Raw genomic sequence first — 25902 nt, forward strand, 5'->3', positions numbered from 1 at the left:
AATTTAGTGTTTTTATGAGGATTTAGAAGTATTAGCTTAATAGTAAGAAACTGAAACTTATTTTGGTAGATTTCCCGTCCTAAATAAAAAACTTACTTGCTAGCTTTCTCTTTTCACCAAGTTTTCACCATTCTCTATTAATATTCATTACATCAGGTAACGAAAGGAGATAAAGAGATGAATACAAAAGTGAAAAAGGGTGTTTTCTGGGGTGTGATCATTGCCTCTACGGTACTAGTGATTAACGTACTCCACTTTCTACTAGGAGGGAACAGCGCTTATGCTAGAGGTCCTCATGGACATGGTCCCGGTGAAATGGGGCAGCGTGGCGGATTTGGCGGGGGCCGCCAAATGATGAATGGCGCTCACCATGACGGAGGATTCCCTTGGCTCTTCCTAATTATTGGACTAGCTGCTCTAGTACTTTTCGTAAGATGGCTCAGAAAGAAGTCGAAAGCTTCCTCGATGCAACAGTTTATTAACACCTCTGTGGTAGGCTCGCATATCCCGGTAACTAACCAGAATGCTAGCGTTTTAGATCAATGGGAAAAAAATTTAGTAACTAAAAAGGAGAATGAATAACATGGGTATTTTTAAAAGATTAAAGACAATTACAATGGCGGAAATTAACGGACTTTTAGACGGTATCGAAGATCCGATTGCGATGTTAAATGAGTATTCTAGGGAAATGGAACAGGAAATTGTCAAAGGTCAGAAAGCCCTAGCTAGGCAAATTTTTCTAGAGAAAAAACAAGCAGCTCTCATTTCGGAAACGAAAGCGGTCGTGGACAAGCGTACTCGTCAAGCCAAACTGGCGATTGAACAAGGGGACGAGGCCATGGCCAAATTGGCTGTGCAAGAAAAGCTCAACCATGACCGCCAGCTACAACTATATGAGGAGCAATACGTGTCGATTAAGGGACAAACCCAAATCCTCATCGGAAAGTTGGACGAGCTGAAGGAAACGTACAACCAAATGCAGCAAAAGAAAATCATGTTAGCTTCACGTGCGAATGTGGCTCAGTCGATGAAGCAAATTCAGAAAGCGACGGTTTCCTTCCATACTGATGATATTGCGAGAGGTGTGGCCCGTGCCGGAGAGCGGATCTTAATGATGGAAGCAGAAGTACAGGCAGGCAATCAATTCGCGACTCCATTAGCCCAGTTTGAAGCAGCAAACAGCAGCTTTGTGAGCGATGAAGAGCTAAATAAGGAAATTGAAAAGTTAAAGTATGAAAAAGTGGCGGTATTATAATACAAGTTTGAGAAGCACCACCGTTTTGGCTTGGTGCTTCTCATTCTATCTAGCGTAGAGCGGAGGGTTTAGATTGAATATGACAACGCTGATTCTTATTTACCTGGGTGTAGCGTTGGTGGGGAGCGGGCTTCCTTTTATCAGGGTTTATTTAGCCCATTTCCATAACTTGGTCCATCTCGTGATCAGTGCTTGCCTGGAAGGTAGTAAAATCCATCTGAATCGAGATGGTTCAGGCCAGACAACGGGGAATCATACTTCCCCCTTTAAAAAAGCGCTCATTTCGTATGCAGGCTACACGGGTGCTTCGGTGGCAGCAATTGGATTGTTTTATTTAGTATCGAGAGGTCACTATCATTTGGTTATTTATCTGTATTTAGGGCTTAGTGTTCTTGCCTTATTGTTGTGGATTCGCAACGCGTTTGGCGTGATCTGGGGACTTTCCATTGCTATCCTATTGGCTTTGCCCGTCTATTTCCGCTACGAAACGGTTTTACCTGTGAATATTAACTTCGAAATGGTGCTCGTTCATGTGAGTATATTCCTAGCATCGGTTCTATTTGTTCAATCTATTATTAGCGCGGTTCAGGTGTGTAAACAAGCGTTTATGTCGAGAAGCAACCCGAAGAGAAAGGCGGCGCTGGTTCAAACGAAATTAGTTCCAGCCGTTGTTTTGGGAATTATCCTGTTTGGTCAGACCGTATTAGCTGGGAGCTTTTTTGCACTAAATTTTATAAGTCTGCCTTTTAGTTTTGATATGGAATTGCCTAATCAGCTACTAGCTGCCACAAATGAGATCTGGTCGGCAATCGGTGGAACTTTTAAGCAATAAATGATAAATCAGCCCCAAGATAACAAACAGTGACCATGGAGTAGAGGAGAATAAATAAAATGGGTATTTTTAAAAGATTAAAGACAATTGCAGTGGCAGATATTAATGGATTATTAGATGGAATTGAAGATCCGATTGCGATGCTAAATGAGTATTCTAGGGAAATGGAACAGGAAATTGCAAAAGGTCAGAAAGCATTAGCAAGACAAATTTTTGTAGAGAAAAAACAAGCAGCATTTATCACGGAAACCAAATCATTGGTGGACAAGCGTACCCGCCAGGCAAAACTAGCGATTGAACAAGGTGATGTACATATCGCAAAGTTGGCGGTGCAAGAAAAGCTCAGCCGAGAAAAAACGTTACAACCATATGTGGACCAATTAGCGTCGATTACGGGACAAACTCAAATCCTCATTGAAAAATTGGACCAGCTAAAAGAAACGTATAACCAAATGCAGCAGAAGAAAATCTTGTCGGGCGAATGTGGCTCAGTCGATGAAACAAATTCAGAAAGCAACGGTTTCCTTTAATACCGATGATATTGCCAGAGGAGTGGCCCGTTCAGAAGAGAGAATTCTAATGATAAAAGCTGAAGTACAGGCAGGAAATCAGTTTGCGGCACCGTTAGCTCAGTTTGATGCGGCATACAATAACTATGTAAGCGATGAAGAGCTCAATAAGGAACTTGAAAAGTTAAGGAATGAAAAAGAAAAAGTGGCAGCATTTTAATTTAAGGGAGAGGAGCACCACCATCTAGGTTGGTGCTCCTCTTTCTATGTCATATTTTTAGGAAAATTCATCAACAAGGGAACCGTCCCTCTGCATGACCTGTACCAAATCGGAGTCAAACATGCGAAACAATAAATTCAGCTTGACCTTCCAACCAATACTCACCAATCCTATGAGGCAGTAGAAGATGGCTGCCCTTCTCTACTTGAAAAGACTTACCAGCAATGGTAATCGCTGCTTTCCCCTCAATCACGCTCACTTGTAAAAAGTCTTGTGTTAATTTATGAGATGCTTTTCCGTTCAAATTCCAACGATATACGGAGAAGTACTGCCCCTCTACAAGTTTCTTTTCAACCAAATCACCAATCACCATTTTAGTTTGTACTACGATAGCATCCTGATGGGGAACCGTCGTTACTTGTTTGGCCCGCTCTAAGTGTAATTCACGTTTATTACCAGCAGAATCCCTTCGCTCATAATCATAGACACGATACGTGATATCCGAGCTTTGTTGTGTTTCGAGAATGACAATTCCTTTTCCGATGGCATGAATCGTACCACTAGGAACATAGACCAAATCACCTGCCGTTACTTTCACGCGTCTTAAAAGCTTGTCCCATTCACCTTCATCAACCATTTGCTCTAGTTCTTCATGTGAACGGGCATGATGGCCTAGTACAAGCTCCGCATCTTTTTCCGCGCTCAACACATACCAGCATTCCGTTTTTCCATAGGGTACACCTTCTACTTCACGGGCAAACTGGTCATTTGGATGTACTTGAACAGACAGATCATCAGCCGCATCGAGAATTTTCACAAGTAATGGATACTCTTCCTGATTTTCAGGTTGTTTATTGAAAAGCTCACCATGCTCGTTCCAGGCATCGGCTAAAGTTTTCCCTGCAAGTGGACCATTTGCAATCATACTCGGCCCATGAGAATGAGCAGAGATCACCCATGCTTCTCCTGTTTGCTCATACGGAATATCATAATGAAATTCTGTTTTTAATTTTTGTCCGCCCCAAATTCTTTCTTGAAAAACCGATTGTAAAAAGATTGGTTCATTTTTGTACATAATGTCCTCCTCTATAGCGTGGGGGACGATTCTTATGCTTCGGAAGCAAGAGAACCGTCCCTCGGCTCTTTTTTCATAGAAAGGCACAATAACCTCCCTATTTGTTCAGCAGTTCTTTTCAAATTTGATCTAGCAGCTTCTGGGTCCATGGCTGCCTCTAACTCAACTGGTCCACTTACAATGGTAAAATAAGCAGAGATCCCTGACTCATGCAGTGGAGAATCACCGTCGGAAATATCACCTGCTAAGGCTATCACTGGTAAACCATGCTTTCTTGCCAGTCGAGAAATTCCCGCAGGCGCTTTCCCCATTGAGGTTTGCCTATCCAGCTTTCCCTCACCTGTGACCACAATATCTACCTCCTGAAGTTTCTCTTCTAAACCTGCCATTTCGAGTATTAGCCCCACACCTGACTCTAACTGAACCTGTAAAAAACCAGCAAAAGCAGCACCAAGTCCACCTGCTGCACCTGCCCCAGAAATATGCTGCAATTCGACCCCGAACTGCTCCAACACCACATTTGCAAAACATTTTAGCCCATCATCTAATTCCTTTACCATTTCGGCTGTCGCCCCTTTTTGGGGGCCGAATATATAAGCGGCACCGTTCACCCCATATAGCGGGTTATGGACATCACAAGCAACACGATATCTCGCAGTCCTTACCTTTTCAGGTACACAACTCGAATCAATTTTCGCTATATTCTTAAGTTCTGCTCCGCCATATCCAATATCAAATCCTTGTTTATTCAAAAAACGGTACCCTAGTGCCTGAAGCATCCCCACGCCTGCATCATTGGTCGCACTTCCACCAAGACCGATAATAAAATATTGACAGCCCTTTTCAACTGCTTCCAAAATCATCTCACCAACACCATAGGATGTGGCGATAAGGGGATTGCGTTCTGCCTCCGGTACTAAAGGTAATCCACAAGCTTCAGCAATCTCGATAACAGCTGTAGTCCGATCTCCCAAAATACCATATCTCGCCTTCACTGGCTGTCCTAATGGTCCAGTAACAACCGATTCGATTAACTGTCCATTGGTTGCATGAACGAGCGCCTCTGCCGTTCCTTCTCCTCCATCAGCAATCGGCACAGTCTGAACCTTGAAAGCCGAATTGGCCTTAAAAAATCCTTCGGCTATCGCTTTATTCGCTTCAACTGAGGATAAGCTCCCCTTCAAAGAATCCATTGCTACTAAGATATTCACTGTCTATCCCTCCAACAAATAGTTATATAAGTAAGCCGCATGCAACAAACTCTCAACTTTTTACTGCCTTTACGACATCCAGTAGTGAAACCGTTTCATAGTCTGCTATAATAAAAAAAATTGAGGTGAAATCTATGCGTTTTGAAGAACGAGTCCATAAATTCGAATATAAGTTAAATGATACCGACGACCAAATTATTGAATATATCTTAATGAATAAAGAGGAATTCACAAACCTATCAATTCAATCCGTAGCAACAAGTCTTTTTACTGTCCCCAATACAATTACAAGACTTTCGAAAAAGCTTGGATATGAGGGGTTCTCTCACCTCAAAAATAGTATTAAGGAAGAACTGGGGTCGTCCAAGGCTCCAGATGAGGACAGTTCCTACTTTCTTATTCAAAAAACCTTCGAACTTATTGATTTGGAACAAATCGAAGCAGCCGCTAAAATGATGCATGATGCAAAGCATGTCTTATTTTTTGGAGTCGGTGATTCCGCTGATTTCTGCGAGATGATGGTCCGGAATTTGCGCGTGGTCGGAAAAGGAACCGAGCACTATATTCATCGCCATGAAGTGATTAATATGCTTGATCAAATGAACAAACATGACGTTCTGTTTCTGATCAGCCTTTCAGGTGAAACCCAGCAAATCCTTGAGATGGCTGAACGAGCAAAACAAAGAGACATTCCGATTATCTCTTTAACTCATTTTACTAAGAATTCTCTACAAGAAGCGGCTGCTGTTAATTTATATTGCTTTGCACCTAAAAAAGTAAAAAATGGCTACAATATAACCGACCGGACTCCGGTGATGATTGTAATACAAACATTATCGCAATTTTATTGGGACCACTTTTAAAATTGTGTACATATACACATGAAAACGCTTAATTACAATATTAGTGTGTAAAAATAAGAAGAATCGGTCTTCTTATTTTTTTTTTGTTACGATAAATGTGTAAATGAAAACACTTTCACGATGGAGGTAACCAATATGCAACTTCAAGCACTTACCTCACCAAGCCTAATCAGTACTGACCGAATCTTTAGCAGCAAAAAAGATGTCATTCAGTATTTAGTCAAACAGCTAGGTGAAGCTGGAAAACTATACTCTGAAAAAGAATATCTTCAATCTGTATTCGATAGAGAAAGGCTATCTCCCACAGGCTTTGAAGGCGGACTCGCGATTCCGCATGGAAAATCTAAAGCCGTTAAGGAAGCGGCTTTTGCGGTGGCTACACTTAAAAAACCATTAACCGATTGGGAAAGTATTGATCCCAATAACCAAGTACAGCTCGTGATCCTGCTTGCCATTCCTGAAAGCGAAGCGGGTTCAACTCACCTTGCCTTACTAGCTGAATTTGTTAAAAGATTATCAAACGAATCTTATAAAAATCGACTTTTACAAGCCAAAACAAATAGTGAATTATTCGAGCAACTAGATAACACAGACGCTCAGGAAGAAACAAAAGCAGTAAAGAAATTAAACAAAACCATTCTAGCCATTACTGCATGTCCAGCTGGAATTGCCCATACGTATATGGCAGCCGAAGCTCTTATAAAAGCAGGACATGAAATAGGTGTCGATGTATTTGTTGAAAAGCAAGGAGCAAACGGCATTGAGGATCGTCATACAACAGCCCTTTTGAAAAAAGCAGATGCGGTTATCTTTGCTAATGATGTGGCCGTCAAAAATGAGGAGCGATTCACACATTTACCAAAGCTGAAAACATCTGTGGCAGCACCGCTTAGAAATGCAAAGGAATTGCTAGAGGAAGCATTAGAAAAGGCAGAAGCAACACCAAAAAAACCTTACAATCCATCCCAAACCGCAGAGTCTTCATCAGAAGACGACGGTGAAAAATCATTTAAAACAGAAATTAAAGACTCGATCTTAACCGGTATTTCTTATATTATTCCAGTCATTGTTGCTGGGGGGATGACATTAGCCGTAGCAGTATTAATTTCGCAAGCGTTTGATCTTCAAGATGTGTATGCAAAAGAAGGCTCATGGCTTTGGTTATTAAGACAACTTGGCGGCGGCCTCCTTGGACAACTAATGGTGCCAATTTTAGCCGCTTATATGGCCTACGCCATTGCGGATAAGCCCGCTCTTGGACCTGGTTTTGCAGCCGGTGTAGCCGCCAATCTTATTGGCAGTGGATTCCTTGGCGGTATGCTTGGTGGTTTCCTTGCCGGTTTCTTCATAAAATTCTTAAAGAAAAAAGTGCAGCCAAAAGGAACATTTGCAGGGTTTATTAGCTTCTGGGTATACCCAGTGATTGGTACACTAGTTGTCGGTTCCATCATGTTATTCGTGATTGGAAAACCACTTGCATGGATCAATCAAGGCTTAATCGATTGGCTTGGTAGTCTTTCTGGAGCAAATGCACTTATTTTAGGAGCGATCCTTGGTGCCATGGTTTCGTTTGACTTAGGCGGACCAGTGAACAAAGCAGCCTATACCTTCTGTATTGGAGCAATGGCAAGTGGTAACTTTATTCCTTACGCGGCATTTGCTTCAGTAAAAATGGTTTCAGCTTTTTCTGTAACAGGGGCAACGATTATCGGGAAAAAGTATTTTAACAAACAAGAACAAGAAATTGGTAAACAAACGTGGCTGCTTGGTCTAGCAGGGATTACAGAAGGAGCCATTCCGTTTATGATTAATGACCCATTACGTGTCATTCCATCCTTAATTGCTGGTTCAGCCGTAACAGGTGCAATTGTTGCCTACTTTAATATTGGTTTAAATGTGCCGGGTGCAGGAATTTTCTCCTTAGCCTTACTAAAAGGACAACCTGCACTAATGGCCGCAAGTATTTGGTTTGGTGCAGCCTTAATTGGAGCTGTTATTTCAACAATTTTATTAATCTTAACAAGAAAAAGCAAAGTGAATAAGGAAAAAAAAGTAGCTTTGAGACAGAAAAAGCAGCCTAATTTTTAAAAAAATATATGGTACCTAGAGATTACCTCACTAGGTACCATTGAAATTTGGAGGACATCATGAAAAAAGTTCATATCGTACCCCACATGCATTGGGACAGAGAGTGGTACTTTTCAACAGAAGAGTCTCGAATTTTACTTGTTAATAATATGGAAGAAATTCTAGAAATGCTTGAAACGAATCCGGATTATCCCTATTACGTATTAGATGGTCAAACCTCAATCCTTGAAGATTACTTTGCGGTTAAACCACAAAATCGGGAACGGGTCAAAAAACTCGTCCAAGCAGGCAAACTTATCATCGGTCCATGGTATACACAAACAGATGAAATGGTAGTTGGCGGAGAATCGATTGTTCGTAACCTACTCTATGGATTAAAGGATAGTGAAGAATTTGGTTCACCGATGAAGATTGGCTATTTGCCCGATTCATTTGGCCAATCCTCACAAATGCCGCAAATCTTAAATGGTTTTGATATTCAATACTCTATTTTCTGGCGTGGGACATCCGAACGTCACGGTACAGATAAGACAGAATTTTACTGGGAAAGTGATGAGGGATCGAAAGTCTTAGTTCAGCTATTCCCACTTGGATATGCGATCGGTAAATATCTGCCTGAGGATGAGGAGAAACTGCAGGAGCGCATTGATAAGTACTTTACAGTGCTTGACCGTGGAGCGACGACTGAAAATATTATTCTCCCAAATGGTCACGATCAAATGCCTATTCAGAAAAATATTTTTACCATTATTGAAAAACTAGAGCGGTTATACCCTGATCGTGAGTTCTTCCTAAGCAAATATGAAAATGTATTTGCTGAAATTGAGAAAAACCAATCCTTGCCAACGTTACAAGGCGAATTTTTAGATGGAAAATACATGCGAGTTCACAGAAGTATTTATTCTACACGAATGGATATTAAAGCAGCGAATACACGAATTGAAAATAAAATCACGAACATCCTTGAACCATTAGCATCGATTGCTTATTCACTAGGGTTTGAATATCATCATGGCTTGATTGAATTAATTTGGAAAGAAATCATGAAAAATCATGCCCATGACAGTATCGGCTGCTGCTGCTCCGATAAAGTTCACCGTGAAATCATGAATCGATTCTTTTTGGCGGAGGAAAAAACCGATCAACTGATTGAACACTACAAGCGTAAAATCACTGATTCAATTGACACGGATCGCACGGAAGATCGTTTAATAGCATTTAACCTGCTTCCATATGAACGGAATGAAGTCGTGACGACGACCGTGATTACAAAGCTGCCTTTCTTTACATTAGAGGATTCAGACGGAAACACTATTCCATTTGAGGTCTTGAAAAAAGAAGAATTGGATCCCGGCTTGATTGACCGTCAAATCGTTCACTATGGTAACTACGATCCATTCTATCAATATATAGTCCAACTGAAAGATTCTATCCCTGCAATGGGGTATAAAACTTACTTTGTTGTTAATGAAGAAAACACTATGGGGAATTCCCTTGCTGCGAGAGAAACGGTGGAAACCGATTATTATATCGTCTCCGTAAATCCTAATGGGACGTTAAAAATATGGGATAAGCAGCTTGAAAAGGAATTTAACAATGTTCTGCTGTTAGAAAACGGCGGAGATGATGGCGACGAATACGACTTCTCGCCTCTACAAAATGAAACACTTATTTACAGTGATCATGCCGGAGCGAAAATAAACATGGCCCAAAATGACTTACAAGCCCAGATTGATATTCAGTTAAAGCTTGAAGTACCTGGCACCTTAGAAAATCGAAAAACCAATACAATTGACCGATTTGTAGAGGTTAATTGGAACATAATGATTCCAAATCATCAGCCTGTCTTAAAGGTTAACGTAGAAATCGATAATCAAGCGAAGGATCACCGTCTTCGTGCTTTGATTCCAACGGGAATTGCATCTTCTGTTTCCGTTTCGGACAATCAATTTGGATTCATTAAGCGTGATGTATATGATTCAGCGATGGATGTCTGGGAAAAAGAAAATTGGGATGAGCGTCCCGATTCAATTTTTCCAATGCTCTCTTTTGTTGGCTTATCAGATCAGGAACATGGTGTTAGCGTGTTAACCAACAGTACACGGGAGTACGAAATCATTGGGAAAAATGATGATACGATTGCAATTACCCTATTTCGGAGTGTTGGTGTGTTAGGAAAAGAAGAAATGCTAAGAAGACCAGGACGTCCTTCTGGTATTAAACTGCCTACACCTGACTCACAAATGCAAGGTAAGCTGAACCTGGACTTTGCGATTACAACGCATAGAGGCCCTGTTACTGCAGCAAACACAGGAAGGATAGCGAAGGAATTTACTACACCAATTCAGACCTATAATAAAATACCGTATAATGCGATGAAACTAAATCCATCTGGTGTACTGACACCATTATGCTTTAGTTTGCTGCAAGAAACGAGTCCTACATCCGTGCTTAGTACACTGAAAAAGGCGGAAAAGGAAGACCAATTTGTTCTACGCTTCTTTAATCCGACAGAGGAGGGAAGACATTCATCATTTACCCTTAACCGTTCAGTTGAACAAGTACAAGAAGGTAACTTGAATGAAAACCCTATTGCTTCGATGGAAGTAGAAAATAATAGCTTTACCGTGTCATTAAAACAAAACCAAGTAAAAACAGTACTATTTTATTAGGTCCACTAAAGAAAGAGATTATTTCAAACTTAATAGTCTGTTAAAAGGAGAAAGGTTTAATAACGCCATCTCCTTTTTTTTCTGCAATAATGAAGGTGATCTCTAATTGGAATAAAAAGTTATGTCAAAATCCCTCATAAAATCGAGTTTACCTTCGAAACTATATAATTAGTTTAAGTAAGGGTGAAATTTCCCTTTATAATACCTCCATTAAAATCAACTTTGCGAAACAATAAATAGACATGGGAGAGAAGAAGAATGCCAGAAGAGACCTATCAATCTCGTGAGGAACGAAAACAAGCGGAAAACGCAAGACAGAATCAACAAAGAAGTCAGCGAACACCGAAGAAAAATGGATCATTATTGAGAAAAGGATCATTGTTGAAAAAAGTAATCATTGTCTGTCTCGTACTTGGACTTGTTTCGACAGGAGCAGGAGCTATATCGTTCGCTTCAATGATTAAGGATACGCCTAACTTGGATGCTTCTAAGCTAGTGGATCCACTTTCTACGAAATTCTATGATGAGAACGGAAACTTTATTTATGAGTACGGGAAGGAAAAGCGAACAAAAATTGCGTATGAGCAAGTTCCGAAAGTGCTGGAGCAAGCGTTTATTGCCACAGAAGATTCCCATTTTTATGAGCATCAAGGGATCGATATCAAAAGGACGGCCAAGGCCATTTTTGTAAACTTAACCGGAGATTTCGGATCACAGGGCGGTAGTACCATTACGCAGCAAGTGATTAAGAATTCCTTTTTGACTCCAGAGAAAACATTAAAGCGAAAAGTGCAAGAATGGGACTTGGCTTATCAGTTGGAACAGAAATATTCCAAGCACGATATTTTAATGATGTACTTAAACAAAATTTACCTTGGAAACCGCTCTTACGGAGTAGCTGCTGCAGCAAAGTGTTACTATGGTATTGAAGCAAATGATTTGAAAAAATTGACGCTCGCGCAGGCAGCCATGTTAGCTGGACTGCCGCAGAGTCCGAATAACTATGATCCGACCAAGCCAGAAAACAAAGAAGCAGCCACAAAGCGTCGTAGTATTGTCTTACGTTCGATGCTTAGAGATGGTTATATAACAGAGAAACAAATGCAGGAAGCTTCAAAAGTTCCAGTTACTGAGGGACTTGTACCAAAAAGCACGCAACAAAGTATGCCTTACGAAGCGTTTTTAGATGCAGTTGTAAAAGAGGTAAAGGGTAAACTGAAGGATGTAGACATCAGTAAGGATGGATTATCTATCTATACTACTCTAGATACAAAAGCACAGGATTATGCAGACAAAATGTTGAACACCAATGAAATCATTGCCTATCCAGATGCAGGTTTTCAGGGAGCTTTCGTCTTTTTAGATACCAAAACTGGTGAAGTCAGGGCGATCGGCAGCGGGCGAAACGACTATAAAGCAGAATTTCTAGGTAACAACTTTGCAGTTGATATCAAACGTCAACCAGGCTCAACATTTAAGCCGATTTTTGATTATGGTCCTGCGATTGAAAATTTGAAATGGTCCACTGCACATCTAATCAATGACCAGAATACCTCCTATTCAACCGGCGAGCCGATTTCCAACTGGGACCATCAATATCACGGAATGCTGACGATACGGAGTGCACTGAAAAAATCTTATAATATTCCTGCTCTTCTTACGATGCGTGAGGTTGGAATGGATCAGGCAAAGAACTTTGCAGAAAAACTCGGCATCACTTTTAATGATAACCAAGTATATGAATCCTATGCGATTGGAAGCAATACTGTTAGTCCTTTAGCCATGGCAGGGGCCTACAGTGCTTTTGGAAATAACGGCAACTACAATAAACCGCATTTTGTCCAAAAAGTGGTACTTCCGAATGGAAAAGTAGTGAATTTTACGGAGAAATCAAAACGTGTCATGCAGGATTACACAGCGTATATGGTGACGGATATGTTACGCACAGTCGTAAATGATGGGACAGGTACAACAGCGAATGTCATTAACCTAGATGTTGCAGGGAAGACAGGTACAACCAATTTTGATGCAGAGACTAGAGCTAAATTTGGATACCCGACCAACGCGACAAATGATAGCTGGTTCGCAGGATATACCCCGCAATACACAATGGCGGTCTGGACCGGATACGCACAAAATGGTAATGGTAATTATATGGTCGCAAATACGCAGAAAATTTCGCAGTATATGTTTAAAGCCATGATGCAGTCATTTGGAACAGATTCATCGCGTTTTCAAGAGCCTAACAGTGTCTATCGAGTAAATAATGAACTGTATATTAAAGGGGTCAATTCTGCGGAAGTACCACCAAAACCTACTATTAAAAAAGAAAAACAGGTTAGTGAAGATGGTGGGAATGGGAAGAAGCAAAAAGAAGAAGCGAAACAACAAAAAGAGCAATGGAAAAATCATCAAGGGAAAGGAAAAGAAAAAGGAAAAGGAAAAGGAAAAGGGAAACATTAATCCAAGAGCCTGGCACGCACCGTAAATCTCGTGCCTGTCACCACCCGAGTTTTGTCGAATTAGATAACTCAATTTTAAATCTAAAAAGGCAGACACCCTCACTAATATAAGGGTGTCTGCCTTTTTTTACTGGAACTTTTTCAGGGGCATCCTTATGACCTAAGGGGTTTTCCCGATTATTTTTGTATGTTCATCCTCTGACTTCTAGCAGTGGACTAGGTTTTGGTTGTCGACTTTAATAAGAAAGATATTGTTATCTTAATAAATAGTTTTTGAGAAAATGAACTTTCCGTAAAAAAGAAAAACTTTCTGTTGCATATGTAAAATGAAGGTGTTATGATAGGGAAGTTGCTTTTAACGGCTGTCAAATTCGTTGAAAGTGAGAACAAAAAAATTAAAATATTATATTGACATAGCAACAGAGATTCGATATAATAATAAATGTCGCTTCTGACATGATAGATTGTTCTTTGAAAACTAAACAAACAAAAACGTGCAAACAAACAAAAAATATCGTGTTTCTTCTATTAATATGAGGAACATGAGCCAACGTAACAAAATGAGCTAATCAACTTTCTTGGAGAGTTTGATCCTGGCTCAGGACGAACGCTGGCGGCGTGCCTAATACATGCAAGTCGAGCGGACCTGCAGGAGCTTGCTCCTGTTGGTTAGCGGCGGACGGGTGAGTAACACGTGGGCAACCTGCCTGTAAGACTGGGATAACACCGGGAAACCGGTGCTAATACCGGATAATCCTTTTCCTCTCATGAGGAAAAGCTGAAAGTCGGTTTCGGCTGACACTTACAGATGGGCCCGCGGCGCATTAGCTAGTTGGTGAGGTAACGGCTCACCAAGGCGACGATGCGTAGCCGACCTGAGAGGGTGATCGGCCACACTGGGACTGAGACACGGCCCAGACTCCTACGGGAGGCAGCAGTAGGGAATCTTCCACAATGGACGAAAGTCTGATGGAGCAACGCCGCGTGAGCGATGAAGGCCTTCGGGTCGTAAAGCTCTGTTGTTAGGGAAGAACAAGTACCGGAGTAACTGCCGGTACCTTGACGGTACCTAACCAGAAAGCCACGGCTAACTACGTGCCAGCAGCCGCGGTAATACGTAGGTGGCAAGCGTTGTCCGGAATTATTGGGCGTAAAGCGCGCGCAGGCGGTCCTTTAAGTCTGATGTGAAAGCCCACGGCTCAACCGTGGAGGGTCATTGGAAACTGGGGGACTTGAGTGCAGAAGAGGAAAGCGGAATTCCACGTGTAGCGGTGAAATGCGTAGAGATGTGGAGGAACACCAGTGGCGAAGGCGGCTTTCTGGTCTGTAACTGACGCTGAGGCGCGAAAGCGTGGGGAGCAAACAGGATTAGATACCCTGGTAGTCCACGCCGTAAACGATGAGTGCTAAGTGTTAGGGGGTTTCCGCCCCTTAGTGCTGCAGCTAACGCATTAAGCACTCCGCCTGGGGAGTACGGCCGCAAGGCTGAAACTCAAAGGAATTGACGGGGGCCCGCACAAGCGGTGGAGCATGTGGTTTAATTCGAAGCAACGCGAAGAACCTTACCAGGTCTTGACATCCTCTGACACTCCTAGAGATAGGAATTTCCCCTTCGGGGGACAGAGTGACAGGTGGTGCATGGTTGTCGTCAGCTCGTGTCGTGAGATGTTGGGTTAAGTCCCGCAACGAGCGCAACCCTTGATCTTAGTTGCCAGCATTTAGTTGGGCACTCTAAGGTGACTGCCGGTGACAAACCGGAGGAAGGTGGGGATGACGTCAAATCATCATGCCCCTTATGACCTGGGCTACACACGTGCTACAATGGATGGTACAAAGGGCTGCAAGACCGCGAGGTTTAGCCAATCCCATAAAACCATTCTCAGTTCGGATTGCAGGCTGCAACTCGCCTGCATGAAGCCGGAATCGCTAGTAATCGCGGATCAGCATGCCGCGGTGAATACGTTCCCGGGCCTTGTACACACCGCCCGTCACACCACGAGAGTTTGTAACACCCGAAGTCGGTGGGGTAACCGCAAGGAGCCAGCCGCCTAAGGTGGGACAGATGATTGGGGTGAAGTCGTAACAAGGTAGCCGTATCGGAAGGTGCGGCTGGATCACCTCCTTTCTAAGGATAAAGCTGGACATATGAGCCAGACAAAACAGTTTGTTTGATAGACGTTTCTTGTTTGTTTAGTTTTGAGAGTGCAATTCTCTCAAGATACTTTCGTTCTTTGAAAACTAGATAATCGTAATGAAGAAGTCAATGTAAGAACCGAGTCAATGCCATTTTAGTTTTCTCTCTTATGTAAGTAAGAGAATAACCTTTTAGGTTAAGTTAGAAAGGGCGCACGGTGAATGCCTTGGCACTAGGAGCCGATGAAGGACGGGACTAACACCGATATGCTTCGGGGAGCTGTAAGTAAGCTTTGATCCGGAGATTTCCGAATGGGGGAACCCACTGTTCGTAATGGAACAGTATCTTTACCTGAATACATAGGGTATGGAAGGCATACCCGGGGAACTGAAACATCTAAGTACCCGGAGGAAGAGAAAGCAAACGCGATTCCCTGAGTAGCGGCGAGCGAAACGGGACATAGCCCAAACCAAGAGGCTTGCCTCTTGGGGTTGTAGGACACTCAACATGGAGTTACAAAGGAACGGGGTAGATGAAGCGATCTGGAAAGGTCCGTCATAGAAGGTAAAAACCCTGTAGTCGAAACTTCGTTCCCTCCTGAGTGGATCCTGAGTACGGCCGGACACGAGAAATCCGGTCGGAAGCAGGGAGGACCATCTCCCAAGGCTAAATACTCCCTAGTGACCGATAGTGAACCAGTACCGTGAGGGAAAGGTGAAAAGCACCCCGGAAGGGGAGTGAAATAGTTCCTGAAACCGTGTGCCTACAAGTAGTTAGAGCCCGTTAATGGGTGATAGCGTGCCTTTTGTAGAATGAACCGGCGAGTTACGATCCCATGCAAGGTTAAGTTGAAGAGACGGAGCCGCAGCGAAAGCGAGTCTGAATAGGGCGTATGAGTATGTGGTCGTAGACCCGAAACCAGGTGATCTACCCATGTCCAGGGTGAAGTCCAGGTAACACTGGATGGAGGCCCGAACCCACGCACGTTGAAAAGTGCGGGGATGAGGTGTGGGTAGCGGAGAAATTCCAATCGAACTTGGAGATAGCTGGTTCTCTCCGAAATAGCTTTAGGGCTAGCCTCACGTAGTAAGAGTCTTGGAGGTAGAGCACTGTTTGGACTAGGGGCCCTCATCGGGTTACCGAATTCAGACAAACTCCGAATGCCAAAGACTTATCCGTGGGAGTCAGACTGCGAGTGATAAGATCCGTAGTCAAAAGGGAAACAGCCCAGACCACCAGCTAAGGTCCCAAAGTATACGTTAAGTGGAAAAGGATGTGGAGTTGTTTAGACAACCAGGATGTTGGCTTAGAAGCAGCCACCATTTAAAGAGTGCGTAATAGCTCACTGGTCGAATGACTCTGCGCCGAAAATGTACCGGGGCTAAACGTATCACCGAAGCTGTGGATTGACATCTCTGATGTCAGTGGTAGGAGAGCGTTCTAAGGGCGTTGAAGCTAGACCGTAAGGACTGGTGGAGCGCTTAGAAGTGAGAATGCCGGTATGAGTAGCGAAAGATGAGTGAGAATCTCATCCACCGAATGCCTAAGGTTTCCTGAGGAAGGCTCGTCCGCTCAGGGTTAGTCGGGACCTAAGCCGAGGCCGAAAGGCGTAGGCGATGGACAACAGGTTGATATTCCTGTACCACCTCTTTATCGTTTGAGCAATGGGGGGACGCAGGAGGATAGGGTAAGCGCGCTGTTGGATATGCGCGTCTAAGCAGTTAGGCTGAGAAGTAGGCAAATCCGCTTCTCGCGAAGGCTGAGCTGTGATAGCGAGGGAAATTTAGTACCGAAGTTCCTGATTCCACACTGCCAAGAAAAGCCTCTAGCGAGATAAAAGGTGCCCGTACCGCAAACCGACACAGGTAGGCGAGGAGAGAATCCTAAGGTGAGCGAGAGAACTCTCGTTAAGGAACTCGGCAAAAATGACCCCGTAACTTCGGGAGAAGGGGTGCTTTTTGAGGTGAATAGCCTCGAAGAGCCGCAGTGAATAGGCCCAGGCGACTGTTTAGCAAAAACACAGGTCTCTGCGAAGCCGCAAGGCGAAGTATAGGGGCTGACGCCTGCCCGGTGCTGGAAGGTTAAGAGGAGGGGTTAGCGCAAGCGAAGCTCTGAATCGAAGCCCCAGTAAACGGCGGCCGTAACTATAACGGTCCTAAGGTAGCGAAATTCCTTGTCGGGTAAGTTCCGACCCGCACGAAAGGCGTAACGATCTGGGCACTGTCTCAACGAGAGACTCGGTGAAATTATAGTACCTGTGAAGATGCAGGTTACCCGCGACAGGACGGAAAGACCCCGTGGAGCTTTACTGTAGCCTGATATTGAATTTTGGTACAGCTTGTACAGGATAGGTAGGAGCCTGAGAAGCCGGAGCGCTAGCTTCGGTGGAGGCGTCGGTGGGATACTACCCTGGCTGTATTGAAATTCTAACCCGCACCCCTGATCGGGGTGGGAGACAGTGTCAGGTGGGCAGTTTGACTGGGGCGGTCGCCTCCTAAAGAGTAACGGAGGCGCCCAAAGGTTCCCTCAGAATGGTTGGAAATCATTCGCAGAGTGTAAAGGCACAAGGGAGCTTGACTGCGAGACCTACAAGTCGAGCAGGGACGAAAGTCGGGCTTAGTGATCCGGTGGTTCCGCATGGAAGGGCCATCGCTCAACGGATAAAAGCTACCCCGGGGATAACAGGCTTATCTCCCCCAAGAGTCCACATCGACGGGGAGGTTTGGCACCTCGATGTCGGCTCATCGCATCCTGGGGCTGTAGTCGGTCCCAAGGGTTGGGCTGTTCGCCCATTAAAGCGGTACGCGAGCTGGGTTCAGAACGTCGTGAGACAGTTCGGTCCCTATCCGTCGTGGGCGCAGGAAATTTGAGAGGAGCTGTCCTTAGTACGAGAGGACCGGGATGGACGCACCGCTGGTGTACCAGTTGTTCTGCCAAGGGCATCGCTGGGTAGCTATGTGCGGACGGGATAAGTGCTGAAAGCATCTAAGCATGAAGCCCCCCTCAAGATGAGATTTCCCATAGCGCAAGCTAGTAAGAACCCTGAAAGATGATCAGGTTGATAGGTCAGAGGTGGAAGCGTGGTAACATGTGGAGCTGACTGATACTAATCGTTCGAGGACTTAACCAATTTATAAGGCATACTAATTTTTACAAACTTCTTCTGCATTATCTAGTTTTGAGGGAATGATTCCTCAATTAAATAGTCTGGCAGCAATGGCGAGAAGGTCACACCCGTTCCCATACCGAACACGGAAGTTAAGCTTCTCAGCGCCGATGGTAGTTGGGACACGCGTCCCTGTGAGAGTAGGACGTTGCCAGGCATATCTTAGAACAACTCATTTTTGGGTTGTTCTTTTTGTTATGTGGAGAAACTAATTTGTTTTTAGATGATTAGGGCCTTATTCAAGCGGCTCTAAGTACGTCTCACAGATTGTTTATCCTTTTGAAGGCTAGCCATAAATATTATTTATGGAATACAATCAAATAACGATATTTTATTAATCGCTGTTTATACCGTACTATTTAGTTAAGGAAACACATGACTAATAGGAGGGGTAAACGTGGATAAACGAAATTATGATGTAGTTGTAGTTGGGGCAGGGAATGCAGCTTTGTGTGCAGCGATTGCGGCAAAGGAAAATGGTGCTGAAGTACTTGTTTTAGAGCGCGGGCCAGTAGAAAAGCGCGGAGGAAATTCATTTTTTACAGATGGAGCGATTCGTGTTGCTTACAATAAGTTAGAAAACATAAGAAGAATAATACCTGATATAACGGATGAGGAAGCAGAAAAGATCGTAATGCCTGAATACACTCAATCTGACTTTTATAATGATCTAATGCGAGTAACAGACGGAAATAGTGATCCTGTACTAGCAAATCAGCTTATTGCTAAATCTTATGAAACACTTTCATGGATAAATAATCATGGAATTAAATTTGAATTAAATTACGAAAATCAATCCTTCGTACAAGATGGTAAACGTCATTTTTGGGGTGGACTTCCAATTAAAACTGAAGATAAGGGCGTTGGTTTAATAAAAAGGCTCTTTGATAGAGCAGAAAAAATCGGGATTGATATCTGGTATAATTCGCGGGCAATCGAGTTAGTAACTGATAATGAAAATATTACTGGCATTAAAATAGAACAAATCGAGAAAGTGACTACAATCAATACGTCTAGTGTAATTTTAGCTTGTGGTAGTTTTGAAGCGAACAAAAAAATGAGAAGTGAACATCTAGGAGAAGAATGGGAATCCGCGATTGTAAGAGGGACTGAATATAATACTGGAGACGGAATAACTATGGCTTTAGCAGTTGGTGCGCAAAAATATGGTGAGTGGAATGGCTGTCACTCGATTGGAACAGATTATAATGCTCCTAAATTTGGTGACTTTAACAAGCCTGGTGATATATTTAAAAAATCTTCATTTCCTCTTGGTCTTTTGATTAATAATGAGGGAAATAGATTTGTAGACGAAGGGGCAGATTTTCGGAACTACACATATGCAAAATATGGTCGCGAAGTCTTAAAACAGCCTGGTCATTCTGCTTTCCAACTTTTTGATGCTCAAGTACGTCCGATGCTTAGAAAGGAATACAATCTAGAAGAAGCCACTTATTATAAAGCTGATAGTCTTGAAGAATTAGCAGAATTGATGTCAGTTGATAAAGAACAATTTTTAAAAACGATAACAGAATTTAATGCGGCAGTTCAAGAAGGAGACTATAATCCAACAGTGAAGGACGGAAAAGGAACAGTTGAAATTACTCCGCCAAAAACAAACTGGGCATTACGAATCGACCAAGCTCCTTTTTATGCATATCCAGTTACTTGTGGTATTACCTTTGCTTTTGGCGGATTACATGTAAATCCAGAAGGAGAGGTCTTAAACCAAGAAGGAAGACCTATAGCTGGGTTATTCGCTGCTGGTGAAATGGTCGGTGGCATCTTCTACAAAAATTATCCAGGTGGGTCAGGATTAATGTCAGGAGCCGTTTTTGGAAAATTAGCTGGTACATCAGCTGCCAATTATTCTAAAGAAAAGATAAGTATTTCATAAATCACAATAAAAAGCATCTGCCATGCCCCAGGCAGATGCTTCTATTAAATGTAAAGACTGTACTTTAATGATTAACTTCTACCCTTTAAATTCATTTTCCATAAACTCAACAAATGCCTTAACAATGTTTAATTCTAATGAATCTTTGTGGTAGAACATCCATGTCTTACGGACAATGGGGTTGCCGTCAATGGTTGTAATATCCGTTTTATAAACATCATTGACATCATTTAAAATCATGCTTGGCAAGATTGCATAGCCTAATCCATTAACAACCATTTTTTTGCAAGTATCCACTTTATCGACTTCTATACTGACAAGCGGTGGTTGGGTGAAATGTTCAGACCACCAATTATTGATGGAATTCTTCAACAGTGAGTCAGTATGATAATCGATTCTTGGTAAGTTAGGGAGGTTATGTATATCTATTTTTTCTTTAGAAGCGATACAAATGGTCTCTTCAAATAATAAATGTTTGTGATCTTTCCAGCTGAAATCTCCTTTAACAATACCAATATGGACATCTTGATTGTAAATTAAATGGGCGATGTGACTGCTAAAGCCAGTCGTTACTTTGAATTCAATAGTAGGATAACGTTCTTTGAATAGCTTTAATAGGTTAGGAAGCATGTAATCAGTAAAAAAGGTAGAGACACCTAATCTTAATGTTCCTGCTACATTGTCCTCCATATTAAGAACATTTTCCTTAATTTTTTGTATGTTTAGAAGCATTTCATGCGCACTTTTCGCTAAATACTCTCCTTGTGGGGTAAATTGAACTCCACGTCTGCCTCGATTGACAATTGTTATCCCAAATTCCTTTTCTAATTGCTGTAAGCGGTTTGTCAAAGCTGGTTGAGAAATATACAAATGTTGAGCAGCCTTTGTAATGTTTTTTTCTTTATAGAGGGTTTGTAACACCATCCAATCTCGTTCATCCAAACTTATAACCACCATTTCTACCATTAATATTATTTATGGATAATGATAATATTTTAATATTTTAACTATTTCTAAAATTATACTATATTTGGTTTAAAAAGCAAAGATGACAAAATCACTTCATCTTAATGAAAGAAGGATCCTGAATGGAAAAGCATAAACATTTTTTTCAATTTGTTTGGTTTGTAATAGTAAGTGGGATAGGTGGATTTTCCCTCTCGTTAACACATCTCCCGATTGGATGGATGATTGGGACACTCCTCACGGCAGCTTTTCTTTCTATACTTCGTCCGAATTTTTTGCATTTACTATATACTCAAAATGGAATTCCAAAATATTGGTTATACATTGGACAATGTATCTTAGGAATTGAATTAGGCCAGAAAGTGAATACTTCCGTTCTATCCATTTTTAGAGAAAATTGGTCAACGATTATCATCATGCTTCTTTTATCAATCTTTTTTTCTTTACTATCAGGTATTGTTTTATGGAAGTTCAGTAAATTGGATATGTTAACAAGTTTTTTTGCTACTGCACCTGGCGGGCTTTCCTCAATCCCTGGTATTGCAGAAGAAGTTGGCGCAAATACTGGTGTTGTAAGTATCATTCAGGCAATGCGTGTATTTTTAGTTATCATTACGACCCCTGTCATGATCTCTTTCTTGTTCGGTCATTCTGACTATCACCATGCAGTTGCGGCGACAGAATCATCATCAACATTTGAAGGAGCGCAACTTGCTTTGACCATTTTATTTGTGTTTATAGCGTGGATTGGCTATCATATCGGGAAATTTTTGAAGTTTCCAGCTCCATGGCTGATTGGAGGGATGATTAGTGTTGCGGCAGTTAAATCCTCTGGATCTGTACTTATTGGATTTGATCTTGTAGCTTGGTGGCCTCATAGTTTAATCATCATATCGCAAATTTTTATTGGGGCAAGCATTGGCTCGCGTTTTAATAAAAATATGTTTATCGGATTAAACCGAACTTTGATCATTTCATTTTTAGGGACAATCGGCTTAATTGTAACTGTGTTTATCTGTGCGTACGTTGTATCAATTTTTACTAATATAACATTTCTGACTGCAGGTTTAGCATTCGCACCTGGTGGAATTGCAGAGATGACAACAACAGCTCTCGTTTTGAATGGTGACGCTACATTTGTCGTAGCGGTACAAGTGCTCAGGGTCGTCACTGTCTGTATTACCCTTCCTCCTTTTTTTCGATTTTTAAAATACCTAGAAGTCAAAAAGAAATCTCACACTAATCTATCCGCATAGGTTTTAGGGTATAATGATTTTATCAGCTATGTGCCGGAAAATAAATTTAAGGGTGATGGTCGTGTGTCCTTTTTATTATGAAAAAGAAAAAAAGAATGAAGAAGCCATTTCATATTATGTAAAATCAAATGAAAAAACGGAAGAAAAAGATAGTGAATTATTAGCATTTAATATAAGAGAAATAATTCACCAATCATCACCAGAGGTTCACGATATTGTCTTTTTATGCATAGGTTCGGACCGATATGTGGGTGATTCATTAGGTCCATTAGTAGGAACGATGCTAAAAGAACGCCAAGTTCCTTTTCGTGTATATGGAACATTGGAAGAACCTGTACATGCATTTAACTTAAAAGGAATATTGAAGGAGATCAATAAACAATTTAAAAAGCCGTTAGTTATTAGTATCGATGCCTCCATCGGTACTAAAGAACAAGTTGGTCATGTGATGTTTAAAGAAGGACCTTTAACTCCTGGGAAAGCCCTTGAAAAGATGCTCCCAGAAGTAGGAGATTACCATTTCGTTGGGTTTGTGAATTATATAGATCCTTTACCAACTTCTCAATTTTTAAATGACACCCGCTTATATACGGTTATGAATCTTGCAAAAACAATTGTAAAAGTAATTACTAAAATTAGGGTAAATGATGATAAAGAGCGTTAGAAAATATCTTTTTTTGTTTCATATATTGATAAAAAATAGAGCCTTCCCGAATCGGTTTCGTAACTAATTTGGGAGGCTCTATTTTTATTATCGAATCTATTGGAGATCTAACAATGAAATGAAGTATTAGCTGATTGCACTTGTTAAAAAGGCAACAGCAATAATGACTAAAGAACAAAGAAGAGTCCATTTAAACGCATAACGTTGAAATTCTCCAATATCTGTTTTCACCATCCCTACTAATAAAAGAGTGGATGCTACAAGTGGGCTTAGAAAATGTACAGGTTGCCCTAATACAGATGCTCTTGCAATTTCTAAAGGACTTACCCCATAGGCCGCTCCTGCTTCCGCTAGAATTGGTAAAACTCCAAAGTAATAAGCGTCGTTGGATAATACGAAAGTAAATGGCATGCTAGTTAGGGCAACGACAAGAGGGAAGAAGGAACCTACAGATTCTGGTATGATTGATACTAATGCATGTGAAATAGCATCTACCATTTTTGTTCCAGAAAAAATTCCTGAGAAGATACCGGCAGCAAACACTAGAATAACAACTGTTAAAGCATTTCCTGAGTGTGACAAAATACGTTCTTTTTGCTGCTCAAAATTTGGATAGTTAATCATGGCCGCGAGTACAAATCCAATTAGAAATAAGATTGGAGCTGAAATTAACCCCATGACCAAAACTACCATGATCGCTATTGTTAAAATAAAGTTTACCCATCTTAATTTAGGGCGCTTAATATCCTCTTGTAGGGCATAAGCGGCAGCTGCTTCACTTAATTGTAATGATTGTTGTGGAATTTCCTCAACATTGATCACACCAATTCTTGCTCTTTCCTTTTTTCCAAGAACAAAAGCGATAAAAAGAATACATCCCATTCCTGATAACATTGTAGGTAATAGTGGGAGGAAAAATTCATTCGAATCAAGGCCTAAAGAAGCAACGGCTCTTGTAGCTGGTCCTCCCCAAGGCGTCATCCCACTCATGATACTGACAGAGAGTAAAGAAATAGTTGCGAGAATAAGAGGATTCATACCAATTCGAAGATAAAGCGCTAACATAGCAGAAATGGTAATCATGTGAGTTGTCGTTCCATCGCCATCTAATGCTACTGTCATAGCAATAATTGCGGTTCCAATCGCGATTTTAACTGGATCACCCTTAACAAATTTCATCATGTTATTGATTAATGGATCAAATAAGCCTGCATCAATTAAAATTCCGAAAAATAAAATCGCAAACAGGAGTAAGGCAGCTGAAGGAGCAACCTCTTTTAAACCATTTAGCATCATACCACCGAGCTCTAAACCAAATCCACCAATTACTGCAAAAACTATTGGTACAATGACAAGTGCTGTAACTGGAGATAATTTTTTTGCCATAATCAGATAAGTAAATAAGACAACCATTGAAATTCCTAAAAAAGTAAGAATATGAATCCCCTCCTATAAAAGAAATCGCTTACAAATAACTAAAATTTGATTACTGCAAATATTGAGAAAACTGTTTCAAGAAATATTTCTTAGTTTTACAATATAACACACGTATAAATAAGTAAAATATATAATTTTTATCTAATTTCTAAAAAAAAACTTATAATCCATATAATAAAAAGAGGAATATTTCTCATTCCTCTCTAAATTAGCTATTTTTTGTTAAAGAATTTGAATGTTTATTTAAAAAATCTATGAAACTTTTTACAGTAGAAAGCTTTAATGAATCCTGATTATACATTAACCATGTATATCTATAAACTGGTTCACCATCCTTATAGGATAGTTCGTAGATTTGTAGGTTATCTAAAGGTTCTAGACAAATTTGAGGTACGATCGCAATACCCAGATCGTTTTTGACCATTTCTTTACATGTTTCTAGTCGGTCCGTTTCCATCATAATAAACGGTGGTTCTGAGTATCGGTCATGCCACCAGCCATTAATAGAAGATTTTAGAGAACTATCTGTTTTGTAATTAATTAATGGAAGTTTAGGTAAATTCGCCATATTTATTTCCTTTTTAGAAATTAAACATAGCTTTTCTTTATGTAATAATGCTTTTTTTCCATACCATTCGTAATCTCCACGTAGTATGCCTAATTGCACAGTATCGGTATTAAGAAGATTTAAAATATCGGTACTCCAACCTGTATTGATGTTAAATTGTACATTTGGGAATTTAGTTGAAAACTTTTTTAATATCCTTGGTAACTTATATTGTGCAAAGTTACTTGAAACTCCAATTCTTAACGTTCCTCTTACCTCATCCTGCATATTGATCATATTGTCTTTTGTTGATTGCAGCTTTTTGATCATTTCTTCAGCATACTCTACTAAATGCAAGCCTTCTGAAGTAAACTCAATGCCTCCTTTTATTCTAAAAAATAATCTTGTTCCAAACTCCGTTTCTAAATTTTTAAGTCTGTAAGTTAATGCCGGTTGGGAAATATATAAACGTTCTGATGCACGGCTAATATTTTTCTCTTGATATAAAATTCGAATCGCATTCCAGTCTTTTTCATCCATAAGTTCATCCCCAATCAACTGATTATAAGTTTTTTTTTGTATTTTTCTAATAAAATATCTATTTTACTTATGATATCACATAACTTACTATATTTTTAAAAGCAGCGA

At 41.1% G+C, this 25902-nt stretch carries 16 protein-coding genes, 3 rRNA genes and 1 pseudogene; 15 read left to right on the forward strand and 5 right to left on the reverse strand.

The window, feature by feature from the left end; genetic code table 11:
* Positions 1 to 177: 177 nt before the first annotated feature.
* The 5 genes from QF028_RS30240 (at position 178) to QF028_RS30260 (ending at position 2816) form a co-directional block, all read left to right on the forward strand.
* Positions 178 to 582, forward strand: coding sequence for a hypothetical protein (locus QF028_RS30240; RefSeq protein ID WP_429471275.1), 405 nt, complete (start codon positions 178 to 180; stop codon positions 580 to 582).
* A gap of 1 nt (position 583) precedes the next feature.
* On the forward strand, positions 584 to 1255 hold the full coding sequence (locus tag QF028_RS30245; RefSeq protein WP_429471277.1) for a PspA/IM30 family protein: 672 nt from the start codon (positions 584 to 586) through the stop codon (positions 1253 to 1255).
* A gap of 79 nt (positions 1256 to 1334) precedes the next feature.
* Positions 1335 to 2087 carry a M50 family metallopeptidase gene (locus QF028_RS30250; protein ID WP_429472614.1) on the forward strand — a complete coding sequence of 251 codons (753 nt, stop codon included), beginning with the start codon at positions 1335 to 1337 and terminating at the stop codon, positions 2085 to 2087.
* Positions 2088 to 2146: 59 nt separating this feature from the next.
* Positions 2147 to 2617, forward strand: coding sequence for a PspA/IM30 family protein (locus tag QF028_RS30255; protein ID WP_429471279.1), 471 nt, complete (start codon positions 2147 to 2149; stop codon positions 2615 to 2617).
* Positions 2583 to 2816, forward strand: coding sequence for a hypothetical protein (locus tag QF028_RS30260; protein WP_429471281.1), 234 nt, complete (start codon positions 2583 to 2585; stop codon positions 2814 to 2816). Before QF028_RS30255 ends, QF028_RS30260 begins: the two co-directional genes overlap by 35 nt.
* A 115-nt stretch (positions 2817 to 2931) precedes the next feature.
* Here QF028_RS30260 and manA read toward each other — a convergent pair whose 3' ends face one another.
* Complete coding sequence (gene manA, locus QF028_RS30265) at positions 2932 to 3891, reverse strand: mannose-6-phosphate isomerase, class I (RefSeq protein WP_429471283.1); 960 nt, start codon at positions 3889 to 3891, stop codon at positions 2932 to 2934.
* A gap of 32 nt (positions 3892 to 3923) precedes the next feature.
* Positions 3924 to 5102: a glycerate kinase family protein gene (locus tag QF028_RS30270; protein WP_429471285.1), complete on the reverse strand. Its 1179-nt coding sequence runs from the start codon at positions 5100 to 5102 to the stop codon at positions 3924 to 3926.
* 134 nt (positions 5103 to 5236) lie between these two features.
* Between QF028_RS30270 and QF028_RS30275 the strand changes: the two genes are divergently transcribed.
* From QF028_RS30275 to tcuA, 8 genes and pseudogenes are all read left to right on the forward strand, one after another.
* On the forward strand, positions 5237 to 5965 hold the full coding sequence (locus QF028_RS30275) for a MurR/RpiR family transcriptional regulator (protein ID WP_429471287.1): 729 nt from the start codon (positions 5237 to 5239) through the stop codon (positions 5963 to 5965).
* Positions 5966 to 6100: 135 nt separating this feature from the next.
* On the forward strand, positions 6101 to 8053 hold the full coding sequence (gene mngA / locus QF028_RS30280) for a PTS 2-O-a-mannosyl-D-glycerate transporter subunit IIABC (protein ID WP_429471289.1): 1953 nt from the start codon (positions 6101 to 6103) through the stop codon (positions 8051 to 8053).
* Between the two features lie 59 nt (positions 8054 to 8112).
* The gene (gene mngB, locus QF028_RS30285; protein ID WP_429471291.1) at positions 8113 to 10725 is read left to right on the forward strand and encodes a mannosylglycerate hydrolase; all 2613 of its coding nucleotides are present in this window, start codon (positions 8113 to 8115) and stop codon (positions 10723 to 10725) included.
* Positions 10726 to 10983: 258 nt separating this feature from the next.
* Positions 10984 to 13083 (forward strand): annotated as a pseudogene (locus tag QF028_RS30290) (transglycosylase domain-containing protein); the annotation flags it as partial.
* Positions 13084 to 13762: 679 nt separating this feature from the next.
* A 16S ribosomal RNA gene (locus tag QF028_RS30295) occupies positions 13763 to 15312 on the forward strand.
* Positions 15313 to 15515: 203 nt separating this feature from the next.
* Positions 15516 to 18451: ribosomal RNA gene (locus tag QF028_RS30300) — 23S ribosomal RNA — on the forward strand.
* A 76-nt stretch (positions 18452 to 18527) separates the two neighbouring features.
* A 5S ribosomal RNA gene (gene rrf, locus QF028_RS30305) occupies positions 18528 to 18644 on the forward strand.
* The 16S, 23S and 5S rRNA genes sit together here, the layout of an rRNA operon.
* 225 nt (positions 18645 to 18869) lie before the next feature.
* Entirely contained in the window at positions 18870 to 20384 is a 1515-nt protein-coding gene (gene tcuA, locus QF028_RS30310) for an FAD-dependent tricarballylate dehydrogenase TcuA (protein WP_429472616.1), read from the forward strand.
* Between the two features lie 78 nt (positions 20385 to 20462).
* Here the strand turns inward: tcuA and QF028_RS30315 are convergent, their stop codons facing one another.
* Positions 20463 to 21326, reverse strand: a complete 864-nt coding sequence (locus QF028_RS30315; protein WP_369449332.1) for a LysR family transcriptional regulator — start codon at positions 21324 to 21326, stop codon at positions 20463 to 20465.
* A gap of 146 nt (positions 21327 to 21472) precedes the next feature.
* Here QF028_RS30315 and QF028_RS30320 point away from each other — a divergent pair, with 146 nt between their 5' ends.
* On the forward strand, positions 21473 to 22606 hold the full coding sequence (locus QF028_RS30320; protein ID WP_429471294.1) for an AbrB family transcriptional regulator: 1134 nt from the start codon (positions 21473 to 21475) through the stop codon (positions 22604 to 22606).
* Between the two features lie 61 nt (positions 22607 to 22667).
* Positions 22668 to 23270, forward strand: coding sequence for a spore protease YyaC (yyaC, locus tag QF028_RS30325; RefSeq protein WP_429471296.1), 603 nt, complete (start codon positions 22668 to 22670; stop codon positions 23268 to 23270).
* Between the two features lie 126 nt (positions 23271 to 23396).
* On the opposite strand, the gene QF028_RS30330 is transcribed toward yyaC, so the two are convergent.
* Both QF028_RS30330 and QF028_RS30335 read right to left on the reverse strand, forming a co-directional pair.
* Entirely contained in the window at positions 23397 to 24707 is a 1311-nt protein-coding gene (locus QF028_RS30330) for a CitMHS family transporter (protein ID WP_429472618.1), read from the reverse strand.
* 208 nt (positions 24708 to 24915) lie between these two features.
* Positions 24916 to 25794 carry a LysR family transcriptional regulator gene (locus tag QF028_RS30335; protein WP_429471298.1) on the reverse strand — a complete coding sequence of 293 codons (879 nt, stop codon included), beginning with the start codon at positions 25792 to 25794 and terminating at the stop codon, positions 24916 to 24918.
* Positions 25795 to 25902: the final 108 nt, after the last annotated feature.

Source organism: Neobacillus sp. B4I6 (genome assembly GCF_050434045.1).
In the GTDB taxonomy this organism is placed as follows: domain Bacteria; phylum Bacillota; class Bacilli; order Bacillales; family Cytobacillaceae; genus Neobacillus.